This is a genomic window from Streptomyces sp. NPDC060209, assembly GCF_042728155.1.
In the GTDB taxonomy this organism is placed as follows: Bacteria; Actinomycetota; Actinomycetes; order Streptomycetales; family Streptomycetaceae; genus Streptomyces.
In genome coordinates, this window is sequence record NZ_JBHWZS010000042.1 from 18,165 (window position 1) to 40,571 (window position 22,407).

Sequence of the window (22,407 nt, forward strand, 5' to 3'; positions counted from 1 at the left end):
ACCCGTACATGACCGGCTCACGTGTCGTGGCGCTCGGCCACTATCAGCCTGCCAAGGTCCTCACCAACGACGACCTGGCGGCCATGGTCGACACCAGCGACGAGTGGATCACCAGTCGGGTCGGCATCAGGACCCGGCACGTGGGCGGCCCCGACGAACCCGTGGACGAGCTGGCGGCGCACGCCGCGGCCAAGGCGCTCGCGTCGGCCGGCCTGCAGCCCGCGGACATCGACATGGTTCTCGTCGCCACCTCCACGGCCATCGACCGCTCGCCGAGCATGTCCGCCCGCGTCGCCGCGCGCCTGGGTATGAGCTCGCCGGCCGTGATGGACATCAACGTGGTCTGCTCCGGGTTCACCCACGCGCTGGCCACCGCCGACCACGCCATCCGCGCCGGAGCCGCCACCCGGGCCCTTGTCATCGGCGCGGACAAGATGGGCGACATCGTGGACTGGACGGACCGTTCCACCTGCGTCCTGATGGGGGACGGTGCGGGGGCCGCCGTCGTCACCGCCGACCCCGAGGGGGGTGACAGGCCCGGGATCGGCCCCGTCCTGTGGGGTTCGGTGCCCGAAATGGGCAACGCCGTACGGATCGAGGGCACGCCTCCGCGGTTCGCGCAGGAGGGCCAGTCCGTCTACCGCTGGGCCACCACGCAGCTGCCGCCGATCGCCCGCAAGGTGTGTGAACGGGCCGGTGTCACGCCAGAGGACCTCGCCGCGGTGGTGCTGCACCAGGCCAACCTGAGGATCATCGAACCCGTCGCCCGGAAGATCGGCGCGGTCAACGCGGTCATCGCCCGGGATGTGGTGGATTCCGGCAACACCTCGGCCGCGTCGATCCCCATGGCGCTGTCCAAACTGGTGGAGCGGGGCGAGGTCGAGAGCGGTGCTCCGGCCCTGCTCTTCGGCTTCGGCGGGAATCTTTCGTATGCGGGTCAGGTGATCCGCTGCCCCTGAAGCCCCCGGCGTGGCGTTGTGCTCGGTAGACTGTAGACGATAAGCAATTGCCGGGCGCCCGGAGGGGGACCGCGATGTTGTCCGCAGGACTGCCGCAAGGAACGGTGCCGAAGCTGGAGCGGCCGGGGCCGTTGCGCGAGCGCGTCTACGAGGCGCTGCTCGAGCTGATCACCACGCGCGCCCTCAGGCCCGGCCAGCACCTGGTCGAGAGTGAACTGGCCGGGCATCTGGGGGTGTCGCGGCAGCCGGTCCGCGAGGCGCTCCAGCGGTTGAACACGGAGGGCTGGGTCGATCTGCGCCCTGCGCAGGGCGCGTTCGTCCATGAGCCCACCGAGGATGAGGCGGACCAGCTGCTGTCGGTCCGCACCCTGCTGGAGGCCGAGGCCGCCCGGCTGGCCGCCGCCAACTCCGGGCGGCCGGGCATCGAGGCCCTGGAGGAGCTGTGCTCCCAGGGGGAGCGGGCCGTCGCCGCGGACGACGTCGACCTCGCCGTCGCCACCAACGCCGCGTTCCACGCCAAGGTCATGGAGCTGGCCGGCAACGTCGTGCTGTCCGAGCTGGCCGCTCAGGTGGACCGGCGGGTCCGCTGGTACTACACACCGGTGGCCCGCCAGCGCGGCACCCAGTCCTGGATCGAGCACCGTGAGCTGATCGCGGCGATCGCCTCCAGGGACGAACAGCGGGCGACCGAGATCATGCGGGCACACACGGAGCACACGCGCCAGACGTATCACCAGCGCGATCAGGCCTGATCCGCCTGTACGAGCAGGCCTGACCTTCGTCCGGCCGGAAAGGCCGGGGCGCCGCGCCCCGGCCTTTTTCGCCGCCCTTCTCGCGTCAGGCCACCCTGACGTCAAGGTGGCCTGACGGCATTCTCGGAGGCATGACGTCTCCCGATGAGCCGGAACAGCGATTCACGCTTCCCGCCGCGGTGGCCCGCTACGACGCGCTGCGCACGCGGGAGGCCCTGGCCGCTCCTCCCGGCGAGGACGAGGGCCGGGAACATCCGCCACTCACCCGATCCGAGACCCTCGGACTCCTCGCCCCGGGGGAGGTGATCTCCCGAAGGGCGGCATACGGCCGGCAGCTCTCCGTGCGGTCCGCCCGCCGGACCGGCGCCTCCTGGGCACGGATCGGGGAAGCGCCCGGCACCGGCAAGCGGGCGGCCTGGGAAGCGCACACCCGCCGGATCGGCACGCAGCCGGCCTCCGAACACCGTGGCATCGGTCAATGGGGCCTGGAGGAGGGCGAGATCGCGACGGCACGGGCCCTCGCGGATGAAGTGGAGGACGGCCGCTGAGCCGGTGGCGTCTTCCGCGAGGCGCATCTTTGTCCTGAGTGTGGAGAAAGTTGGAGCGGATTCGTGCGCAACTTCTTCCCACTCAGGTAAACCGCTGCTACGTTCCCCTCGAAAGCCCGACGGACTGGCCGATGTGGCGGGGAGGGACGCGTGAGACGCATGACGGCACGACCCGCGAACACGCACCAGGCGCGACTGCTCCGGCTGTTGCGTGACGGAGGGCCCAACTCCCGCGCACAGCTGGGCGACCAGGTCGATCTCTCGCGGTCCAAACTCGCCGTCGAGGTGGACCGGCTCCTCGAGACCGGACTCGTCGTGGCCGACGGACTCGCCGCGTCCCGCGGCGGGCGCCGCTCCCACAACATCCGGCTCGCCCCCGGGCTGCGTTTCCTCGGCGTCGACATCGGAGCCACCTCCATCGATGTCGCCGTCACCAACGCCGAGTTGGAGGTCCTCGGACACCTCAACCATCCGATGGACGTACGGGAAGGGCCCGTCGCCGTCTTCGAGCAGGTGCTGGCGATGGCGGCCAAGCTCCGGGCATCCGGTCTCGCGGACGGTTTCGACGGCGCCGGTATCGGCGTACCGGGACCCGTCCGCTTCCCCGAGGGGGTACCGGTCGCGCCGCCGATCATGCCGGGCTGGGACGGCTTCCCGGTCCGCGAGGCGCTCAGTCAGGAACTGGGCTGCCCCGTCATGGTGGACAACGATGTGAACCTGATGGCGCTGGGGGAGCAGCACGCGGGCGTCGCCCGTTCCGTGGGTGACTTCCTCTGCGTCAAGATCGGCACGGGCATCGGCTGCGGCATCGTCGTGGGCGGAGAGGTCTACCGCGGCACGACGGGCAGCGCCGGAGACATCGGCCATATCCAGGTGGAGCCGGACGGGCGCGCCTGTGCCTGCGGCAACCGGGGCTGCCTCGAAGCACACTTCAGCGGCGCGGCCCTCGCCCGCGACGCCGAGGACGCCGCCCGCGCCGGACGCTCCACGGAGCTGGCGGCACGGCTGGACGGGGCCGGAAAGCTCTCGGCCGTCGATGTGGCCGCAGCCGCGGCCGCCGGTGATCCCACGGCGCTGGACCTGATCCGCGAGGGCGGCAACCGGGTCGGTCAGGTCATCGCCGGACTCGTCAGCTTCTTCAATCCGGGCCTCGTCGTGATCGGCGGCGGGGTGACCGGGCTCGGCCACAACCTGCTGGCCAGCGTCCGCACCCAGGTCTACCGGCAGTCCCTGCCGCTGGCCACGGGCAACCTCCCCATCGTCCTCGGTGAGCTGGGGCCCGTCGCCGGAGTGACCGGCGCGGCCAGGCTCATCAGCGACCACCTGTTCTCGCCGGCCTGATGTCCGGGCCGGCGCGCCGTTCGGCACACGTTTCGAAGACACCTCCGTAAACAGCCAGTCCCGAGCTCCGCCCGCAGGACCGCACAGCACGAACACCGCAGTACCGACCAGCAGTTCCGTCAGCAGTACGGCACCGCCGGCACTGCGCCCTGCCCGCTCACCGGCCTTCCCCCGAGCTCTCGGTTCCGCTCGATCAGGGGAGACCTCGTTCGCCGAGGGGATTCGTCATGGCACCAGAACCACCCCTGCTCACGATGTCCGGCATCACCAAGTCGTTCCCCGGAGTGCGCGCCCTCGACGGCGTGGACCTGGAGGTGCTGGCCGGCGAAGTCCACTGTCTCCTCGGCCAGAACGGCGCCGGCAAGTCCACGCTCATCAAGGTGCTTGCCGGGGCCCACCAGCCCGACGGCGGCGCCATCACCTGGCAGGGCGAACCCGTCCAGCTGGCCTCGCCGATCACGGCGATGCGGCTGGGAATCGCCACCATCTACCAGGAACTCGACCTGGTGGAGGGGCTGTCGGTCGCCGAGAACGTCTTCCTCGGACACGAACCGACCAGCGCGGGCTTCGTCGTGCGGACCCGCGAAGCCCGCACCGGGGCCGCCGCGCTCCTGAAGCGCCTGGGACACCCGGAGATCGACCCCGCCCGCCTGGTCGGTGACCTCTCCGCCGCCCACCAGCAGATCGTCTCCATGGCGCGGGCCCTCTCCCACGACGTACGGCTCATTGTGATGGACGAGCCGTCCGCCGCGCTCGACCCCGACGAGGTCGACAACCTCTTCCGCATCGTCGACGGGCTCACCGCCGACGGCGTGGCCGTCGTCTACATCTCGCACCGGCTGGAGGAGATCCGCCGCATCGGTGACCGGGTGACCGTGCTCAAGGACGGCAGGGCCGTCGCCGTGGGGCTCCCCGCCAAGTCCACCCCCACGCGCGACGTCGTCGCCATGATGACCGGCCGCAACGTCGAGTACGTCTTCCCCGAGCGGCCCGCCCCCGGGGCCCGGGCCACTGCCGCTCCGGTGCTGAAGGTCGAAGGACTGTGCCGGAAGGGCGAGTTCGAGCCGGTCGACCTGGAGTTGAGGCCCGGCGAGATCGTCGGCCTGGCCGGGCTCGTCGGCTCCGGGCGCTCCGAGATACTGGAGACCGTCTACGGCGCCCGGAAACCGACGGCGGGCCGCGTCCTCGTCGACGGCACGCCGCTGCGCGCCGGCAGTGTCCGGGCTGCCGTGGCCGCCGGAATCGGCCTGGCACCGGAGGAACGCAAGGCGCAGGCACTGCTGTTGACGGAATCTGTCACCCGCAACGTCTCGGTCTCCTCCCTGTCCCGCTTCGCCCGCGCCGGCTGGCTCGACAGGGGCGCCGAGCGCGAGGCCGCCAGGACCGCGACCCGCGAACTCTCCCTGCGGCCCGACAACCCGGACGCCGCTGTCCGCACCCTCTCCGGCGGCAACCAGCAGAAAGCGGTCCTGGCCCGCTGGCTGCTGCGCGGCTGCCGGGTCCTGCTGCTCGACGAACCGACCCGCGGCGTCGACGTCGGCGCCCGCGCCGAGCTCTACGCCGTGATCCGCCGGCTGGCCGACGAAGGCCTCGCCGTTCTGCTCGTCTCCAGCGAAGTGCCCGAAGTCCTGGGCCTCGCCGACCGGGTGCTGGTGCTCCGGGAGGGCCGTGTCGTGCACACGGCCGATGCCAGGGAGCTCGACGAGCACCGTGTCCTCGACCTCGTCATGGAAGGGAGCCCGACGTCATGACACAGCCCGCACCGTCGGCGCAGCACCACGGGCCGGAGAAGGGGACCGTGCCCGGCCCCGCGGCCGCGCCGCCCTCGAAGCAGGGCGGTGGCCTGCGCGCACTCGGCCTGCGTGCCGATGTCCGCAACCTGTCGCTGCTCGGTGTCCTCGCCGTCCTGATAGCCGTCGGCGGCTTCACCGAACCGGACGCGTTCCTGGACACCGGGAACCTCCAGCTGATCCTGACGCAGTCCTCCGTCATCGGGGTCGTCACCGTCGGCATGACCCTGGTCATCATCGGCGGCGGCATCGACCTGTCGGTCGGCGCGATGGTGGCCCTCGCGTCCGTCTGGGCGACGACGCTCGCCACCCAGGACTTCGGCTTCGCGGGCATCCTCTTCACCGCCGTGATCGTCGGCCTCGCGGCCGGGCTCGTCAACGGGGTCCTCATCGCCTACGGGCGCATGGTCCCCTTCATCGCGACGCTCGCCATGCTCGCCTCGGCCCGCGGGCTCGCCCTGCAGATCACCGACGGCAAGACACAGATCGTCACCGTCCAGTCCGTCCTCGACCTGGGCCTGCCAGACAGCTACGTCCTGGGCGTCCCGCCGCTGGTCCTGGTCTTCGCGGCGGTGACCGTCGTCGGCTGGCTGATCCTGAACCGGACCACGTTCGGTCGCCGTACCGTCGCCATCGGCGGCAACGCGGAGGCGGCCAGGCTCGCCGGCATCGACGTACGACGCCAGCGGCTCTACCTCTATCTGCTCTCCGGCCTGTGCTGCGGCATCGCCGCCTTCATGCTGATCATCCTGTCCGGTTCCGGGCAGAACACCAACGGCAATCTGTACGAACTCGACGCCATCGCCGCCGCGATCATCGGCGGCACGCTCCTGAGCGGCGGCCGGGGCACCATCGTCGGCTCCGTGCTCGGGGTCCTGGTCTTCACCACGATCACCAACATCTTCGCTCTGAACAATCTGCAGAGCGACGTCCAGCAGATCGCCAAGGGCGCCATCATCGTCGCCGCGGTCCTCGTCCAGCGCCGCACCCTGCGGGGCGGCGAGACCTGAGTCACTCTCCCGTAGGAGAGCTCGGCACCACCCGCCGCAGAGCACCGATCACCCACCCGCTGTTCCGTATGCACCGCACCGGATGAAGGGTTTGACAGCCATGCCAGAAACCAGCCGTAGAGGACTGCTCTTCGGCACCGCGGCCGTCTCCGCGGGAGCCTTCCTCACCGCTTGCACCAGCAACGAGCCCAAGGAGAAGGCGCCCGCGCAGAGCAACCAGCCCGCCGCCGACGACAAGCCGGGCACGCCCGTCACCATCGGCTTCGCCGGACCCCAGGCGGACCACGGATGGCTCAACGCGATCAACGTCAACGCCAAGTCGCGGGCCGAGAAGTACTCCGAGGTGACCCTGGAGATCACCGAGGGCTCCAACGACACCGCCGCCCAGATCGGCCAGGTCAAGACCCTCATCAACAAGAAGGTCGACGTCCTCGTCATCCTCCCCGCCGACGGCAAGGCGCTCACCCAGGTCGGCCTGGAAGCCATGAAGGCCGGCATCCCGGTCGTCAACCTGGACCGCATCTTCGCCTCGCCCCAGGCCTACCGCTGCTGGGTCGGCGGCGACAACTACGGCATGGGCCTCAACGCGGGCCACTACATCGGTGAGCAGCTCAAGGACAAGGCGAACGCAAAGGTCGTCGAGCTCGCCGGCATCGACAACCTGGAACTCACCAAGCAGCGCAGCCAGGGCTTCGCCGACGCCCTGAAGAACTACTCCAACGTCAAGCTGGTGGCCCGTCAGGCCGCCGACTTCACCGTGGAGTCGGGCCAGGCCAAGATGGCTCAGCTCCTCCAGGCGCAGAAGCAGTTCGACGCGCTGTGGAACCACGACGACGACCAGGGCGTGGGCGCGCTGCGGGCCATCCAGCAGGCCGGCCGCGACGAGTTCATCATGGTCGGCGGGGCAGGCGCGAAGTCCGCGATGGACGCCATCAAGGCCGACAACAGCGTCCTGAAGGCCACCGTGCTCTACCCGCCCACGATGGCCGCCTCCGCGATCGACCTGGCGCGCGCCCTGGGCCAGAGCAAGGGCATCGCGGGCCTCTCCGAGATGGAGATCCCGACTTCGCTGACCCTGTACTCCGCCGTGGTCACGAAGGAGAACATCGACCAGTACCTGCCGACGGGCTTCAGCTGATCCAGCACCGCCGCCGCCACCGAACCACCGACGAGGAGGAAGCCCGCATGGCCCGTAGGGAAGAGACGGAGCAGGAGACCGAGGCACCGCCGCCGACGGCGACACTCGGCGTCGGCATGGTCGGATACGCGTTCATGGGTGCCGCCCACTCCCAGGGGTGGCGCACCGCGGGACACGTCTTCGACTTGCCGGTGAGACCCGCTCTGGCCGCGATCTGCGGACGCGACCGTACGGCCGTCGAGGCCGCCGCAGCCCGGCACGGGTGGGCTGCGGCGGAGACCGACTGGCGCGCGCTGATCGCCCGGGACGATGTGCAGCTGGTCGACATCTGCACCCCCGGCGACAGCCATGCGGAGATCGCCATCGCCGCGCTCGAAGCGGGCAAGCACGTGCTGTGCGAGAAGCCACTGGCCAACACGGTCGCCGAGGCGGAAGCCATGGTGGAGGCCGCGGAGCGGGCGGCGGCCCGCGGCCAGGTGGCGATCGTGGGCTTCAACTACCGCAAGGTGCCCGCCCTCACCTACGCCCGCGCGATGATCGAGGAGGGCAGGCTGGGGAGGCTGCGGCACGTACGGGCCACCTACCTCCAGGACTGGCTCGTCGACCCGGAATCGCCGCTCACCTGGCGGCTCGAGCGCGAGCGGGCCGGATCCGGCGCACTGGGAGACCTCGGGGCGCACATCGTCGACCTCGCCCAGTACCTGGCCGGGGAACCGCTTGTCGGGGTGTCGGCGGTGAGCGAGACCTTCGTACGCGAGCGGCCCGTGCTCGCCGGCGCCGCGGCCGGGCTCTCGGGCGCCGCGGACAGTACCGCACGGGGGGCGGTCACTGTCGACGACGCGACACTGTTCACCGGGCGCCTGGCGTCCGGGGCCCTCGCGTCCTTCGAGGCGACCAGGATGGCGGCGGGCCGCAAGAACGCTCTGCGTCTGGAGATCAACGGGGAACTGGGGTCGATCGCCTTCGACCTGGAACGGCTCAACGAACTCTCCTTCCACGACCAGACCGAACCCGCCACCAGCGCCGGCTTCCGCCGGATCCTCGTCACCGAACCCCAGCACCCCTATCTGGAGGCGTGGTGGCCGCCGGGTCACGGTCTGGGCTACGAGCACACCTTCGTCCACCAGGCCCGTGACGTGGTGCGCACGATCGTCGAAGGGCGCGCCCCCGTGCCCTCGTTCGCCGACGGGCTCCAGGTGCAGCGGGTGCTCGCCGCCGTCGAGGAGAGTGCCGCCAAGAACTCCGTACACACCCCGGTTCCCTTCTAGGAGGTTCCGCGCATGCCCCGTCCCTTCACTCTCTTCACCGGCCAGTGGGCCGACCTGCCGCTGGAGGAGGTCTGCCGGCTCGCCCGGGACTTCGGTTACGACGGGCTCGAACTCGCCTGCTGGGGCGATCACTTCGAGGTCGACAAGGCTCTGTCGGACCCCGGCTACATCGACGGCCGGCGACAGCTTCTCGACAAGTACGGCCTCAAGTGCTGGGCGGTCTCCAACCACCTGGTCGGCCAGGCGGTCTGCGACAGCCCGATCGACGAGCGCCACCAGGGCATCGTGCCCGCCCGCATCTGGGGGGACGGGGAGCCCGAAGGCGTACGCCGGCGGGCGGCCGAAGAGATCAAGAACACCGCCCGCGCGGCTGCCGCCTTCGGGGTCGATACGGTCATCGGCTTCACCGGGTCCTCGATCTGGCACCTGGTCGCCATGTTCCCGCCGGTCCCGCCGCACATGATCGAACGCGGCTACGAGGACTTCGCGGAGCGGTGGAACCCGATCCTGGACGTCTTCGACGCCGAGGGGGTGCGCTTCGCCCACGAGGTGCACCCGAGCGAGATCGCGTACGACTACTGGACCACGCACCGCGCCCTGGAGGCCGTGGGCCACCGGCCCGCGTTCGGGCTGAACTTCGACCCGAGCCACTTCGTGTGGCAGGACCTCGACCCGGTCGGCTTCCTGTACGACTTCCGGGACCGGATCTACCACGTGGACTGCAAGGAGGCCCGCAAGCGTCTCGACGGGCGCAACGGGCGTCTCGGCTCCCACCTGCCGTGGGGCGATCCACGGCGCGGCTGGGACTTCGTCTCGGCGGGGCACGGCGACGTGCCCTGGGAGGACGTCTTCCGGATGCTGCGGTCCATCGGATACGAGGGGCCCGTCTCCGTGGAGTGGGAGGACGCGGGCATGGACCGGCTGACGGGGGCGCCGGAGGCGCTGGCCTCGTTGAAGCGGTTCGACTTCGACCCGCCGAGCGCCTCGTTCGACGCGGCGTTCGGCGGAGGGAACTAGGACCTCTCGTTCGGATCCTGCCGGGCTCGCGTGCCCTGGTGCCGCACCTCGCCGCGTTGTCGGCAAAGGAGGGAGGCATGGCTCCGTCCTGCCTCCCTCCTCCGCCTTGCGATCCACGGCACCGGACCCCGCTCACTGATCCGGCCTGATCCAAACGAAAGACCCCAGCCGGGGCGGAGCCCCAGGGGCCCAGCGCCCCGAGCGCTGGCGGGGCTTGATTCTGCTGCAGGGTCAAGCCCCGTCGCCCCCCGACGAGGCCCGGGGGAGGCCGAGGGCAACTTCGAGCCCGGTCCCGCACAGGGGTCAGGGTGCGGTTCGCCATGCCCTGAACCCTCTTTGTCCTGCCCCGGGCAAAAGTTCAACTCAGTCCCTGCGCAAGGGCTTTCCGTAGCGGACGAACACAGCTACCGTCCCCTACGTGTACACGACATGACTCGCGTCACCGGGGCCCCACAGTCCCGGCGACGAGCGCGGCAGTCCCCGCGCGGAACGGCAGACCGCACCCGCCCGAACAACCGGCACACTCCGGAGGACGCACGTGCACAGAAGCAGCAGACGGCTCCGCGCCCGAAAATCACTCGCCCTCTTCACCGGCGGACTGCTCGCCGCCGCAACCCTCACCCTGGGCTCCTCGCCGGCCGCCACCGCCGACGCCTCCCGGGCGGCAGCCGCGCAGGACGCAGCCGAGGACTTCCAGCAGGTCACCCTCGCCAAGGGCGCAGCCGAGACCGGCGAGCCCATGTCGCTGGCGGTGCTCCCCGACCGCAGCGTGCTGCACACCTCTCGAAGCGGCGAGCTGCGGATCACGGACAGCTCGGGCAACACCCGGGTCTCCGGCACCATCCCCGTCTACTCGCACGACGAGGAAGGCCTCCAGGGCGTCGGGATCGACCCCGGCTTCGCGGAGAACCGGGCGATCTACCTCTACTACGCGCCCCCGCTGGACACCCCCGCCGGCGACGCCCCGGAGAACGGCACCGCCGCCGACTTCGCGAAGTTCGACGGTGTGAACCGGCTCTCCCGCTTCGTGCTCAACGAGGACGGCACCCTCGACAACGCCAGCGAGAAGAAGGTCCTCGACATCCCCGCCTCGCGCGGCATCTGCTGCCACGTCGGCGGAGACATCGACTTCGACGCGCAGGGCAACCTCTACCTCTCGACGGGTGACGACTCCAACCCCTTCGCCTCCGACGGATTCTCCCCGCTCGACGACCGTCCCGACCGGAACCCGGCGTTCGACGCCCGCCGCACCTCCGGCAACACCAACGACCTGCGTGGCAAGGTCCTGCGCATCAAGGTCGCCGACGACGGCTCGTACACCGTGCCCGAAGGCAACCTCTTCGCGCCCGGAACGGAGAAGACCCGCGCCGAGATCTACGCGATGGGCTTCCGCAACCCGTTCCGCTTCAGCGTCGACAAGGCCACCGGCATCCTCTACGTGGGTGACTACGGCCCGGACGCCGGCGCGGCCGACCCGAACCGCGGCCCCGCCGGACAGGTGGAGTTCGCCCGGGTCACGAAGGCCGGCAACTTCGGCTGGCCGTACTGCACCGGGGCCAACGACCCCTTCCGGGACTACGACTTCGCGACCCAGACCTCCGGCCCGGCCTTCGACTGCGCCGCCCCGAAGAACGAGTCGGCACACAACACCGGCCTCGTCGACCTGCCGCCCGCGCAGGCCGCCTGGATCCCGTACGACGGCGCGTCCGTGCCCGAGTTCGGCACCGGCTCGGAGTCCCCGATGGGCGGACCCGTCTACCGCTACGACGCGGACCTCGACTCGCCGGTGAAGTTCCCGGAGGAGTACGACGGGGACTTCTTCGCCGGAGAGTTCGGCCGGCAGTGGATCAAGCGCATCGAGCAGGACGCCGGCGGCGCCGTCCAGTCCGTCAACGACATCCCGTGGACCGGCACCCAGATCATGGACATGGCCTTCGGCCCCGACGGCGCGCTGTACGTCCTGGACTACGGCCTCTCCTGGTTCGGCGGTGACGAGCACTCGGCGCTGTACCGCATCGAGAACGCCACCGGTGGCCGCTCACCCATCGCCGAGGCCTCCTCGAACAAGACCTCGGGTGTCGCACCGCTCAAGGTGAAGTTCTCCTCCGCCGGTACGACCGACGGTGACGGCGACGCACTGACGTACGCCTGGGACTTCGGCGACGGCGGCAAGTCCACGGCCGCCGACCCCACGTACACGTACAAGAAGAACGGCACCTACGTCGCCACCGTGACCGCCAAGGACCCGACGGGCCGCACCGGTTCGGCGAGCGTGCACGTCACCGTCGGCAACACGGCGCCCACCGTCGTGCTGCAGGCCCCGGCCGACGGACAGCCGTTCGACTTCGGCGACGAGGTGCCCTTCAAGGTGACCGTCACGGACCCGGAGGACGGCACCATCGACTGCACCAAGGTCGAGGTCAAGTTCACCCTGGGACACGACAGCCACGGCCATGACATCACCACGGAGCACGGCTGCGAAGGCACCATCAAGACCGCCATGGAGGGCGGCCACGACCCGAACGCCAACATCTACGGCGGGATCTCCGCGTCCTACACCGACGGTGGCGGCGGCGGACAGGCCGCACTGACCGGCCGTGACGGGGCGAAGCTCCAGCCGCGCCACCGCCAGGCCGAGCACTTCGACAACTCCTCCGGCATCACCACCCCGAGCAAGACGAGCGCCCACGGCGGCAGGACCGTCGGCGACATCGACAACGACGACTGGATCTCCTTCACCCCGTACATCCTCGACGGCTCCACCAAGCTCACCGCCCGTACCTCCTCGGCCGGCGCGGGAGGCTTCCTCGAAGTGCGGGCCGGATCGCCCACCGGAAAGATCCTCGGCTCCGCGCCCGTCCCGGTGACCGGCAGCTGGGACACGTTCCAGGACATCGACGTGCCGCTGCGCGGCGCACCGAAGAAGGCCACGGAACTCTTCCTGGTCTTCAAGGGCGGGGCGGGAGCCCTGTACGACGTGGACGACTTCGAGCTCTCGAACAGCCCCGTCGACCGGACCGCCAAGCGCGTCCTCGTCTTCTCCAAGACGGGCGGCTTCCGGCACGACTCGATCCCCGAGGGCATCGCCGCGCTGAAGGAGCTCGGCAAGGACACCAACATCACGGTCGACTCCACGGAGGAGGCGGGCCAGTTCACCACCAGCAACCTGGCCCGCTACGACGCCGTCGTCTTCCTGTCCACGACCGGTGACATCCTCAACGCCGACCAGCAGAAGGCCTTCGAGAACTTCGTGGCCACCGGCGGCGGCTACATGGGCGTCCACGCGGCCGCCGACACCGAGTACGACTGGGAGTTCTACGGCGGTCTCGTCGGGGCCTACTTCGACTCGCACCCGCAGATCCAGCCCGCGACCGTCCGTGTGGAGAACCACGACCACCCGGCGACCGCGCACCTGGACGAGGCCTGGGACCGTACCGACGAGTGGTACAACTACCGCACCAACCCCCGGGACAAGGCGCAGGTCCTCGCCACCCTGGACGAGACCACCTACACCGGCGGCAAGATGAAGGGCGACCACCCGATCTCCTGGTGCCAGGCGTACCAGGGCGGCCGCTCCTTCTACACCGGCCTCGGCCACACCAAGGAGTCCTACGCCGAACCCGCCTTCCGCCAGCACCTGACGGGCGGTCTGCGCTACGCGGCCGGACAGGTGAAGGCCAACTGCAAGCCGGACACCGGCTACCGGTCGATCTTCAACGGGAAGACGCTCGAAGGGTGGAAGCAGGCCGGCCCGGGGAAGTTCGCCGTGGCCGACGGTGAGCTGCGCTCCGAGGGCGGCATGGGGCTGCTGACCTACCAGGCCAAGGAGCTGAAGTCCTACTCGCTGAAGCTCGACTGGAAGATGGCGGGCGATGACAACTCCGGTGTCTTCGTAGGGTTCCCCGAGTCGGACGACCCGTGGTCCGCGGTGAACAACGGCTACGAGGTCCAGATCGACGCCACCGACGCGGCGGACCGCACGACCGGCGCGGTCTACACCTTCAAGTCCGCGAACATCAAGGCCCGTGACCAGGTTCTGCGGCCGCCCGGCCAGTGGAACAGCTACGAGATCAAGGTCCAGGGCGAGCGGCTCCAGGTCTTCCTCAACGGGGTGAAGATCAACGACTTCACCAACACCGACCCGGCCCGCAGTCTCAAGGACGGCTACATCGGTCTCCAGAACCACGGAGCCGACGACCAGGTGTCCTTCCGCAACATCCAGCTGAAGGAGCTGCCCTCGACGTAGGGCGGCCACCTCCTGCGCCGGCGGTGGGCGGGGAAGCACGGTTCTTCCCCGCCCACCGTTCACCACCCCTCTTCATCCCCCCTGGGAGGCAGCCCGTGACCGCACATGCCGTTCGTACCGGAGTCTGGTTCATAGGAGCACGCGGCTCCGTCGCCACCACCGCCACCGCGGGGTGCGCGGCCGTCGCGGCCGGGCTCCACCCGCCGACCGGCATGGTCACCGAGACACCACCCTTCACCGGCACCGGGCTGCCACCGCTGACCTCCCTCGTCTTCGGCGGCCACGACACCCTCGACTGCCCGCTGCCCAAGCGGGCCGAGGCCCTCGCGGCCGGCGGAGTGCTCCCGTACGGGCTCCCCTCGGCCGTCGAGGCCGAACTCGCCACCGCGGACGCGGAGATACGCCCCGGCGGCCCGCTCCCGGGTGACACCCGCACCGACAAGGAACTCATCGCGGCCTTCGCCGCCGACATCCAGGACTTCGCCCACCGCCACGGACTGGCCCGCACGGTCGTCATCAACGTCGCCTCGACCGAACCGGCCCCCGGCGAGGACGACTCCAGGCTGCCGGCCAGTTCCCTCTACGCGGCGGCCGCACTCCGCGCGGGCTGCCCGTACGTCAACTTCACCCCGTCCACAGGGCTGCGCAGCCCGCACCTGAAGGACGCCGTCGACTCCTGCGGCCTTCCCCACGCCGGACGCGACGGCAAGACGGGCCAGACGCTGCTCCGTTCCGTGCTCGCGCCGATGTTCGTCCAGCGCGCGCTGCCGGTGCGTGCGTGGTCGGGCACGAACCTCCTGGGCGGCGGGGACGGGGCGGCGCTGGCCGACCCGGCCGCGGCGGCCGCCAAGAACGCGGGCAAGGAGCGCGTACTCGCAGACACCCTCGGCGCGGCCCCGGAGGGCGAGGTCCACATCGACGACGTACCGGCGATGGGGGACTGGAAGACGGCGTGGGACCACATCGCCTTCGACGGATTCCTCGGCTCGCGGATGATCCTCCAGACGATCTGGCAGGGCTGCGACTCCGCCCTCGCCGCACCGCTGGTCCTGGATCTGGCCCGGCTGCTGGCCCGCGCCCACGAGACGGGCCTGACGGGACCGCGGCCCGAACTGGGCTTCTACTTCAAGGACCCGGACGGCGGCCCGGCCGGGCTGCCCGAGCAGTACGCGGCACTGCTGGCCTTCGCCGAACGCCTGCGGGCGGCGCGATGAGGCCCCTCCGGCTGCTCGCGGCCGTGACCGGCTCCCCGCGGCTGCTCGGTGCCGGCCCCGTGGCCGCGGCCACCCCCGTACGGGTCCCCCCAGACAGCCTGTCCGGTGCGAGCGGGACTGCGCCCGCACCGGACAGGCCCGGCGCCCGGGCGCGCCTGCGGGCCTGGGCGGAACTGCTCCGTGTGTCCGCGCTGTTCACCGTGCCCGGTGACGCGCTCGCCGGGGCGGCCGCCGCGGGTCGGCGTCCCGGCCGGGGCACCGCACTCGCCGTCGGCGCGTCGTTGTGCCTGTACGAGGCGGGCATGGCGCTCAACGACTGGGCGGATCGCGAGGAGGACGCCGTCGACCGCCCGCACCGCCCGATCCCCTCGGGCCGTGTCGCACCGGGGGCCGCCCTGGCGGCAGCGGGCGCACTGACGGCGGCGGGTCTGGCCCTGGCCGCCCGCGCGGGCCGGCCCGCCCTGGCCGTGGCATCCGGCCTGGCGGCCACGGTCTGGGCCTACGACCTGCATCTCAAACACACGAAGCTGGGACCGGCCGCGATGGCCTCGGCCCGCACCTTGGACCTGCTGCTCGGCGCGACAGCGTCTGCGGCCACGGCCACAACCATGACGGCCGCCCGGTCCGCCACCGGCGGGCGGCCGGTCACCGCCCGCGCCCGCTCCGCCGCGCTCCCCGCCGCCCTCGCGCTCGGAGCGCACACCTACGCCGTGACCGCCGTATCCCGGCACGAGGCGCAGGGCGGCTCCACGGCCGCACCGCTGGCGGCGTTGGCCGGTGTCGCGGGACTCGCGGCCGCAGTCCTGCGCGGCCGGCCGGCGCCGGGGGAGCCACCCCGCACTCCCGCCGCGGCCGAACGGATCCTGCTCCCCGCCTTCGCCGCCGCCTACCTCCGTACCTCCGCGGTCCCCCTTCTCCATGCCGCCCTCAACCCCTCCCCGCCCCTCACCCAACGCGCGGTCGGCGGTGGTATCCGGGCGATGATCCCGCTGCAGGCCGCACTCGCGGCCAGGGCCGGGGCGCCCCTCGTCGGGCTCGCGGCCATGGGGCTCGTACCCCTCGCCCGCGCGCTCTCCCGGAAGGTGAGCCCCACATGACCCTCCGCCTCGGCTACGGCACCAACGGACTCACCGACCTCCGGCTCGACGACGCCCTCGGCCTCCTCGCCGACCTCGGCTACGACGGGGTCGGCCTGACCCTCGACCACATGCACCTCGACCCGCTCGCGCCGGACCTCGCCGCCCGCACCCGCCAGGTCGCACGCAGGCTCACCGGACTGGGTCTCGGAGTCACCGTCGAGACCGGCGCGCGCTACGTTCTCGACCCCCGGCGCAAACACGGTCCGTCCCTCCTCGACCCCGACCCCGACGCCCGCGCGGCCCGCGCGGCACTGCTCGTCCGCGCCGTCGAGGTGGCCGCCGACCTCGGTGCCCACGCCGTGCACTGCTTCAGTGGCATCACCCCGCCGGACACCACCACCGACACCGCCTGGAAGCGGCTGACCGGCGCACTCGCCCTCGTACTGGACGCCGCCGACCGCGCGGGCATCCCCCTCGCCGTCGAACCGGAACCCGGGCACCTCCTCGCCACGCTCGCCGACTTCCACCACCTCCGCACCCTCCTCGGTGACCCGGGCCCGCTCGGGCTCACCCTCGACATAGGCCACTGCCAGTGCCTGGAGCCCGCCTCACCCGTCGACTGTGTGAAGGAAGCCGCCCCCTGGCTGCGCCACGTCCAGATCGAGGACATGCGGCGCGGTGTCCACGAGCACCTGCCGTTCGGTGACGGCGAGATCGACTTCCCGCCGGTGCTCGAAGCGCTCGCCTCCACCGGATACGCCGGCCTCACCGTCGTCGAACTGCCCCGGCACTCCCACGCGGGGCCCGAACTCGCCCGCACCTCCATCGACTTCCTGCGCCGGGCCACCGGGACGACGAACGGAGCCGCACCGTGCTGATCAGCCGCAAGGAACTCGACGACCTGCTCCGAGGGGCGGAGAGGGCCTGGCTCGACGAAGCGCTCGCCGAGGCCGCGCACGCCGCGGCCCACCCCGACGCGGACAGCGGTAACCCACCCTGGGAGCTGCGGTTCGCCTCGGCGGGAAGACACTGCGGACTCGAACACGCCGATTCCGTGCGCGCGCTGCTGCTGGTCGAGGCCCGGGCGGGGCTGCCCGCCGTGACGAGGCTCTACGAGCAGGGCACCGCCGCCGAACGCCGCGCCGTCCTCCTCACCCTGCACAGGCTCGACCTCGGCGCCACCGCACTCCCGCTCGTCGAGGACGCCCTGCGCACCAACGACACCCGGCTGGTCGCCGCGGCCGTCGGCCCGTACGGCGCGGCTCACCTCGACGCGCACGGCTGGCGGCACGCCGTCCTCAAATGCCTCTTCACCGAGGTCCCCGTCGAGGCCCTCGACCGACTCGGTGAGCGATCCAGCGGGGACGCCGAACTGGCCCGAATGCTGGGCGACTTCGCAGCAGAGCGCACAGCGGCGGGGCGTGCCGTCCCCGCCGGTCTGCGGACCGTCCTCGACCTCACGGCCCCGGCGCCCGCCCCCGCCCCCACGGAGGAGTCCTGATGCGTATCTTCGACCCCCACATCCACATGACCTCCCGCACCACGGACGACTACCAGGCGATGTACGACGCCGGGGTCCGCGCCCTCGTCGAACCCTCCTTCTGGCTCGGCCAGCCCCGCACCTCGCCCGCCAGCTTCTTCGACTACTTCGACGCCCTCCTCGGCTGGGAGCCCTTCCGCGCCTCCCAGTACGGCATCGCCCACCACTGCACGCTCGCCCTCAACCCCAAGGAGGCGAACGACCCCCGCTGCACCCCCGTCCTGGACGCCCTGCCCCGCTACCTCGTCAAGGACTCCGTCGTCGCCGTCGGTGAGATCGGCTACGACTCGATGACCCCCGCCGAGGACACCGCGCTCGCGACCCAGCTCCAGCTCGCCGCCGAACACGGTCTCCCCGCACTCGTCCACACCCCCCACCGCGACAAACTCGCCGGGCTGCGCCGCACCATCGACGTCGTCCGGGAATCCGACCTCTCCCCGGAGTTCGTACTGCTCGACCACCTCAACGAGACGACCGTGAAGGACGCCCTGGACAGCGGCTGCTGGGCCGGCTTCTCCATCTATCCCGACACCAAGATGGACGAGGACCGGATGATCACGGTCCTGCGGAACCACGGCACCGACAGGATCCTCGTCAACTCGGCCGCCGACTGGGGAAAGAGCGACCCGCTGAAGACCCGCAAGGTCGCCGACACCATGCTGAAGGCCGGATTCGACGAGGACGAAGTCGACAAGGTGCTCTGGCGCAACCCCGTCGCCTTCTACGGGCAGAGCGGCCGTCTCCAGCTCGACACCGCCGCCCCCGCCGCGCTGCACGAGGGCAACTCCATTCTCCGCGGCGGGGAGTGAAGCATGCGCTTCCGCCACCCGGACGGCTCCACGGTCCACCTCGCGTACTGCACCAACGTGCACCCGGCCGAAACCCTCGAAGGAGTCCGCGCCCAACTGCGCGACCACTGCGAGCCCGTGCGCAAACGGCTCGGCCGGGACCGCATCGGCATCGGCCTCTGGCTCGCCAGGGACGCCGCCCGCGCCCTGATCAACGACCCCGCCGCGCTGCGCTCGCTGCGCGGCGAGCTCGAACACCGCGGTCTCGAAGTGGTCACCCTCAACGGCTTCCCCTACGAGGGCTTCGGGGCCCAGGAGGTCAAGTACCGCGTCTACACACCGGACTGGACCGATCCCGAGCGGCTCGCCCACACCACCGACCTGGCCAGGCTGCTCGCCGCCCTGCTCCCCGACGACGTCACCGAAGGCACCATCTCCACCCTGCCCATAGCCTGGCGCACTCCGTTCGCCGACGACCCCACGGCGGCCGGCACGGCCCGTAAGGCACTCAGCACGCTGGCACAGCGGCTCGACGCCCTCGCCGAGCTGACCGGCAAGGCCATCAGGATCGGCCTCGAACCCGAGCCGGGCTGCACCGTGGAGACCACCGCCGACGCCATCGGCCCCCTCACCGAGGTGAGCCACGACCGCATCGGCATCTGCGTCGACACCTGTCACCTCGCCACCTCCTTCGAGGACCCGGACACCGCTCTCGACGCCCTGCGCGCGGCCGGGATCCCCGTCGTCAAGGCCCAGCTCTCCGCGGCGCTGCACGCCGAACACCCGCACCTGCCCGAGGTGCGCGAGGCGCTGGGTGCCTTCGCCGAACCCCGCTTCCTGCACCAGACACGGACCCTCACCACGGCGGGCCTGCGCGGAACCGACGATCTCGAGGAGGCGGTGTCCGGCGGCGTGCTCCCCGACAGCACGCCCTGGCGCTCCCACTTCCACGTCCCCCTGCACGCGCCACCCGCACCCCCGCTCACCTCCACACTCCCCGTTCTCCAGGCCGTGCTGAACAGGCTCGTCGGCGGGCCCGCGCCCCTCACCCGGCACCTCGAGGTCGAGACGTACACCTGGCAGGCGCTCCCCGCCGAACTGCGGCCGCGCACCCGCACCCAGCTCGCCGACGGGATCGCCGCCGAACTCACCCTCGCCCGCGACCTGCTCGCCGACCTCGGACTCAAGGAGCTCCCGTGACCGCACCCGGCACGCACCCCACCCCGCTCCTCGTCCTCGACGTCGTCGGCCTCACGCCTCAGCTGCTCCAGCACATGCCGAACCTCCGGGCCATGGCCGGATCGAAGGCACCCCTCTCGACCGTGCTGCCCGCCGTCACCTGCGCCGCCCAGTCCACCTTCCTCACCGGCACCACCCCCGCCGAACACGGCATCGTCGCCAACGGCTGGTACTTCCGCGAGCTCGGTGACGTGCTGCTGTGGCGCCAGCACAACGGTCTCGTCGAGGGGGACAAGCTCTGGGACGCCGCCAGGCGCGCCCACCCGGGCTACACCGTCGCCAACATCTGCTGGTGGTACGCGATGGGCGCCGAAACCGACTGGACCGTCACGCCGCGTCCCGTGTACTACGCCGACGGCCGCAAGGAACCCGACTGCTACACCAGGCCCCCGGCGCTGCACGACGAACTGACGGAGAAACTCGGCACCTTCCCCCTCTTCCACTTCTGGGGGCCCGGAGCCGACCTCGTCTCCTCGCAGTGGATCATCGACGCCACCCGGCACATCCTCGCCACCCGCAACCCCGACCTGGCCCTCTGCTATCTGCCGCACCTCGACTACGACCTCCAGCGCTTCGGCCCCGACGACCCCCGCTCCCATCGAGCAGCGGCCGACCTCGACCGCGCCGTGGCACCCCTGCTCGACGACGCCAGGGCAGCCGGCCGCACCGTCGTCGCGCTCTCCGAGTACGGCATCACACGCGTCGACCGGCCCGTCGACATCAACCGCGCCCTGCGCCGCGCCGGCCTGCTGGAGGTCCACACCCAGGACGGCATGGAGTACCTCGACCCGATGACCTCCCGTGCCTTCGCGGTCGCCGACCACCAGCTCGCCCACGTCTACGTACGCCGGCCCGAGGACCTGGAAGCGACCCGGGAAGCCCTGGCGGACCTGCCCGGCATCGCGGAGCTCCTCGACGACGAGGGCAAGAAGGCCAACCATCTGGACCACCCCCGCTCCGGCGAGCTCGTCGCCGTCGCGGAGAAGGACGCCTGGTTCACGTACTACTACTGGCTCGACGACGACCGCGCACCCGACTTCGCGCAGCTCGTCGAGATCCACCGCAAGCCGGGCTACGACCCCGTAGAGCTCTTCATGGACCCCCAGGACCCCTATGTCCGGGTCAAGGCCGCCTCGGCGGTCGCCCGCAAGAAGCTCGGGATGCGCTACCGCATGGCGGTCGTCCCCCTGGATCCCTCACCTATCCGCGGCAGCCACGGCCGCCTCCCCACGAGCGACGACGAAGGTCCGCTCATCCTCTGCTCCACCCCCCACGCGTTCAACGGCCGAGTCCAGGCCACCGAAGTGAAGTCCTTGCTCCTCCAGCTTGCAGGACTGCACTGACAATCCTCCCCCCGCACGCTCACAAGGAGATTTGTGATCATGAGCCGCACCCCGAAGGACCCCGAGCTCGCGCGCAGACTGAGCCGCCGCAACGTCCTGGGCGTCGCCGCCGGAGCCACGGCAGCGACCCTCCTCAGCGGCGCAGCGGCCCAGGCCGCGAGCCCGCAAGGCGGCCATGGGAACGACCACGGCCACGGCAAGGGCCGCGCGGTCCTGCCCCCCGGCCGCCTCGGCATCCAGCTCTACAGCCTCCGGGACAAGGTCTCCACTCTCGGCTTCGCCCCCGTCTTCGCCGAGCTCGAGAAGTACGGCTACGACGAGATCGAGTTCGCCGGATACACCCAGGGCTCGGCCGGCGCCATCACCCTCGCCCAGCTCAAGAGGCTGGCCAAGGACCACGGCCTCAACCCCATCGGCAGCCACGTCAACTACTACGACGACAACAACCCCGACGCCTACTCCTTCGCGCAGAACCTCACCAAGGTCCTCGACGAGGCGGAGGCCCTCGGCCTCAAGCACATCGGCACGGCCTCAGGGCCCTTCCGGTACGGCTCCACGGTCGACGGCTGGAAGCGGGCAGCCGAGGACTTCAACACCTACGGCGCCGCCGCCCGGAAGCGCGGCATGAAGTTCTACCAGCACAACCACGCGGAGGAGTTCTCCTTCGCGACCGACAAGCCGAAGGTGCGCCTCTACGACGTCCTGCTCGCCGAGACCGACCCCGACCTGGTCTATCTCGAGATGGATATCTACTGGGCGTTCTGCGCGCAGTTCCGCTTCGGCAAGCGGGTGGACGGCACACCGGCGCCCTTCAACCCCATCGACTACGTGCTCAAGCAGCCCGACCGCTACCCCCTCTTCCACGTCAAGGACGGCACCCGGGACGACTCCGCCCGTGACGGCTACAACATGACGGACGTCGGTGACGGGGACATCGACTACAAGAACTTCCTGAGCCGGGTCACCGCGCGCACCCACCGCGGCCGCACCTACCACCACTGGCAGACCGAGCACGACAACCCGGTCGAGTCGTTCGCCTTCGCCCGCAAGTCCAGCGAGCACCTGCACTCGCTCCGTGAGGGCCGCTGCGGGGACTGACGCCGCAGACATACGCGTGGGGCCCGGTTCCAGGAAC

Annotated in this window: 18 protein-coding genes; all 18 read left to right on the forward strand. The window is 71.0% G+C overall.

The window, feature by feature from the left end; genetic code table 11:
• Positions 1-8: 8 nt before the first annotated feature.
• The 18 genes from ACFWFI_RS11430 (at position 9) to ACFWFI_RS11515 (ending at position 22,370) form a co-directional block, all read left to right on the forward strand.
• Positions 9-959, forward strand: coding sequence for a beta-ketoacyl-ACP synthase III (locus ACFWFI_RS11430; protein ID WP_387387994.1), 951 nt, complete (start codon positions 9-11; stop codon positions 957-959).
• A 74-nt stretch (positions 960-1,033) separates the two neighbouring features.
• Positions 1,034-1,711 carry a GntR family transcriptional regulator gene (locus ACFWFI_RS11435; protein WP_387387996.1) on the forward strand — a complete coding sequence of 226 codons (678 nt, stop codon included), beginning with the start codon at positions 1,034-1,036 and terminating at the stop codon, positions 1,709-1,711.
• 131 nt (positions 1,712-1,842) lie between these two features.
• A complete protein-coding gene (locus ACFWFI_RS11440) occupies positions 1,843-2,259 on the forward strand; it encodes a hypothetical protein (protein ID WP_387387997.1) in 417 nt (138 codons plus the stop codon).
• Positions 2,260-2,418: 159 nt separating this feature from the next.
• Positions 2,419-3,600, forward strand: a complete 1,182-nt coding sequence (locus tag ACFWFI_RS11445; RefSeq protein ID WP_387387999.1) for an ROK family transcriptional regulator — start codon at positions 2,419-2,421, stop codon at positions 3,598-3,600.
• A 227-nt stretch (positions 3,601-3,827) separates the two neighbouring features.
• Positions 3,828-5,351, forward strand: coding sequence for a sugar ABC transporter ATP-binding protein (locus tag ACFWFI_RS11450; RefSeq protein WP_387388000.1), 1,524 nt, complete (start codon positions 3,828-3,830; stop codon positions 5,349-5,351).
• Positions 5,348-6,400 (forward strand): ABC transporter permease, encoded by a 1,053-nt coding sequence (locus ACFWFI_RS11455; RefSeq protein WP_387388001.1) that lies wholly within the window; start codon positions 5,348-5,350, stop codon positions 6,398-6,400. Before ACFWFI_RS11450 ends, ACFWFI_RS11455 begins: the two co-directional genes overlap by 4 nt.
• Positions 6,401-6,500: 100 nt before the next feature.
• On the forward strand, positions 6,501-7,538 hold the full coding sequence (locus ACFWFI_RS11460; protein ID WP_387388003.1) for a substrate-binding domain-containing protein: 1,038 nt from the start codon (positions 6,501-6,503) through the stop codon (positions 7,536-7,538).
• 47 nt (positions 7,539-7,585) lie between these two features.
• Positions 7,586-8,806 carry a Gfo/Idh/MocA family protein gene (locus ACFWFI_RS11465; RefSeq protein ID WP_387388005.1) on the forward strand — a complete coding sequence of 407 codons (1,221 nt, stop codon included), beginning with the start codon at positions 7,586-7,588 and terminating at the stop codon, positions 8,804-8,806.
• Between the two features lie 12 nt (positions 8,807-8,818).
• Positions 8,819-9,823, forward strand: coding sequence for a sugar phosphate isomerase/epimerase family protein (locus tag ACFWFI_RS11470; protein WP_387388006.1), 1,005 nt, complete (start codon positions 8,819-8,821; stop codon positions 9,821-9,823).
• Positions 9,824-10,361: 538 nt separating this feature from the next.
• Complete coding sequence (locus ACFWFI_RS11475) at positions 10,362-14,069, forward strand: ThuA domain-containing protein (protein ID WP_387388008.1); 3,708 nt, start codon at positions 10,362-10,364, stop codon at positions 14,067-14,069.
• Positions 14,070-14,164: 95 nt separating this feature from the next.
• Positions 14,165-15,283 carry an inositol-3-phosphate synthase gene (locus tag ACFWFI_RS11480; RefSeq protein ID WP_387388010.1) on the forward strand — a complete coding sequence of 373 codons (1,119 nt, stop codon included), beginning with the start codon at positions 14,165-14,167 and terminating at the stop codon, positions 15,281-15,283.
• Positions 15,280-16,380 (forward strand): SCO3242 family prenyltransferase, encoded by a 1,101-nt coding sequence (locus tag ACFWFI_RS11485; RefSeq protein ID WP_387388011.1) that lies wholly within the window; start codon positions 15,280-15,282, stop codon positions 16,378-16,380. Before ACFWFI_RS11480 ends, ACFWFI_RS11485 begins: the two co-directional genes overlap by 4 nt.
• Entirely contained in the window at positions 16,377-17,240 is an 864-nt protein-coding gene (locus tag ACFWFI_RS11490) for a sugar phosphate isomerase/epimerase family protein (RefSeq protein WP_387388012.1), read from the forward strand. Before ACFWFI_RS11485 ends, ACFWFI_RS11490 begins: the two co-directional genes overlap by 4 nt.
• Positions 17,234-17,863 (forward strand): EboA domain-containing protein, encoded by a 630-nt coding sequence (locus ACFWFI_RS11495; protein ID WP_387388014.1) that lies wholly within the window; start codon positions 17,234-17,236, stop codon positions 17,861-17,863. The genes ACFWFI_RS11490 and ACFWFI_RS11495 overlap by 7 nt, the downstream gene beginning before the upstream one ends.
• Positions 17,863-18,711 carry a TatD family hydrolase gene (locus ACFWFI_RS11500; protein WP_387388016.1) on the forward strand — a complete coding sequence of 283 codons (849 nt, stop codon included), beginning with the start codon at positions 17,863-17,865 and terminating at the stop codon, positions 18,709-18,711. The genes ACFWFI_RS11495 and ACFWFI_RS11500 overlap by 1 nt, the downstream gene beginning before the upstream one ends.
• A gap of 3 nt (positions 18,712-18,714) precedes the next feature.
• Entirely contained in the window at positions 18,715-19,890 is a 1,176-nt protein-coding gene (gene eboE, locus ACFWFI_RS11505; RefSeq protein WP_387388017.1) for a metabolite traffic protein EboE, read from the forward strand.
• The gene (locus ACFWFI_RS11510) at positions 19,887-21,272 is read left to right on the forward strand and encodes a nucleotide pyrophosphatase/phosphodiesterase family protein (RefSeq protein WP_387388018.1); all 1,386 of its coding nucleotides are present in this window, start codon (positions 19,887-19,889) and stop codon (positions 21,270-21,272) included. Before eboE ends, ACFWFI_RS11510 begins: the two co-directional genes overlap by 4 nt.
• A gap of 39 nt (positions 21,273-21,311) precedes the next feature.
• Positions 21,312-22,370, forward strand: a complete 1,059-nt coding sequence (locus ACFWFI_RS11515; RefSeq protein WP_387388020.1) for a sugar phosphate isomerase/epimerase family protein — start codon at positions 21,312-21,314, stop codon at positions 22,368-22,370.
• The last annotated feature ends 37 nt before the right edge of the window (positions 22,371-22,407 follow it).

Excerpts from the sequence above, each read along its gene's own strand:
- ACFWFI_RS11430 (WP_387387994.1), top strand. The coding sequence starts at position 9 with ATGACCGGCTCACGTGTCGTGGCGCTCGGCCACTATCAGCCTGCCAAG.
- ACFWFI_RS11435 (WP_387387996.1), top strand. The coding sequence starts at position 1,034 with ATGTTGTCCGCAGGACTGCCGCAAGGAACGGTGCCGAAGCTGGAGCGG.
- ACFWFI_RS11440 (WP_387387997.1), top strand. The coding sequence starts at position 1,843 with ATGACGTCTCCCGATGAGCCGGAACAGCGATTCACGCTTCCCGCCGCG.
- ACFWFI_RS11445 (WP_387387999.1), top strand. The coding sequence starts at position 2,419 with ATGACGGCACGACCCGCGAACACGCACCAGGCGCGACTGCTCCGGCTG.
- ACFWFI_RS11450 (WP_387388000.1), top strand. The coding sequence starts at position 3,828 with ATGGCACCAGAACCACCCCTGCTCACGATGTCCGGCATCACCAAGTCG.
- ACFWFI_RS11455 (WP_387388001.1), top strand. The coding sequence starts at position 5,348 with ATGACACAGCCCGCACCGTCGGCGCAGCACCACGGGCCGGAGAAGGGG.
- ACFWFI_RS11460 (WP_387388003.1), top strand. The coding sequence starts at position 6,501 with ATGCCAGAAACCAGCCGTAGAGGACTGCTCTTCGGCACCGCGGCCGTC.
- ACFWFI_RS11465 (WP_387388005.1), top strand. The coding sequence starts at position 7,586 with ATGGCCCGTAGGGAAGAGACGGAGCAGGAGACCGAGGCACCGCCGCCG.
- ACFWFI_RS11470 (WP_387388006.1), top strand. The coding sequence starts at position 8,819 with ATGCCCCGTCCCTTCACTCTCTTCACCGGCCAGTGGGCCGACCTGCCG.
- ACFWFI_RS11485 (WP_387388011.1), top strand. The coding sequence starts at position 15,280 with ATGAGGCCCCTCCGGCTGCTCGCGGCCGTGACCGGCTCCCCGCGGCTG.
- ACFWFI_RS11490 (WP_387388012.1), top strand. The coding sequence starts at position 16,377 with ATGACCCTCCGCCTCGGCTACGGCACCAACGGACTCACCGACCTCCGG.
- ACFWFI_RS11500 (WP_387388016.1), top strand. The coding sequence starts at position 17,863 with ATGCGTATCTTCGACCCCCACATCCACATGACCTCCCGCACCACGGAC.
- eboE (WP_387388017.1), top strand. The coding sequence starts at position 18,715 with ATGCGCTTCCGCCACCCGGACGGCTCCACGGTCCACCTCGCGTACTGC.
- ACFWFI_RS11515 (WP_387388020.1), top strand. The coding sequence starts at position 21,312 with ATGAGCCGCACCCCGAAGGACCCCGAGCTCGCGCGCAGACTGAGCCGC.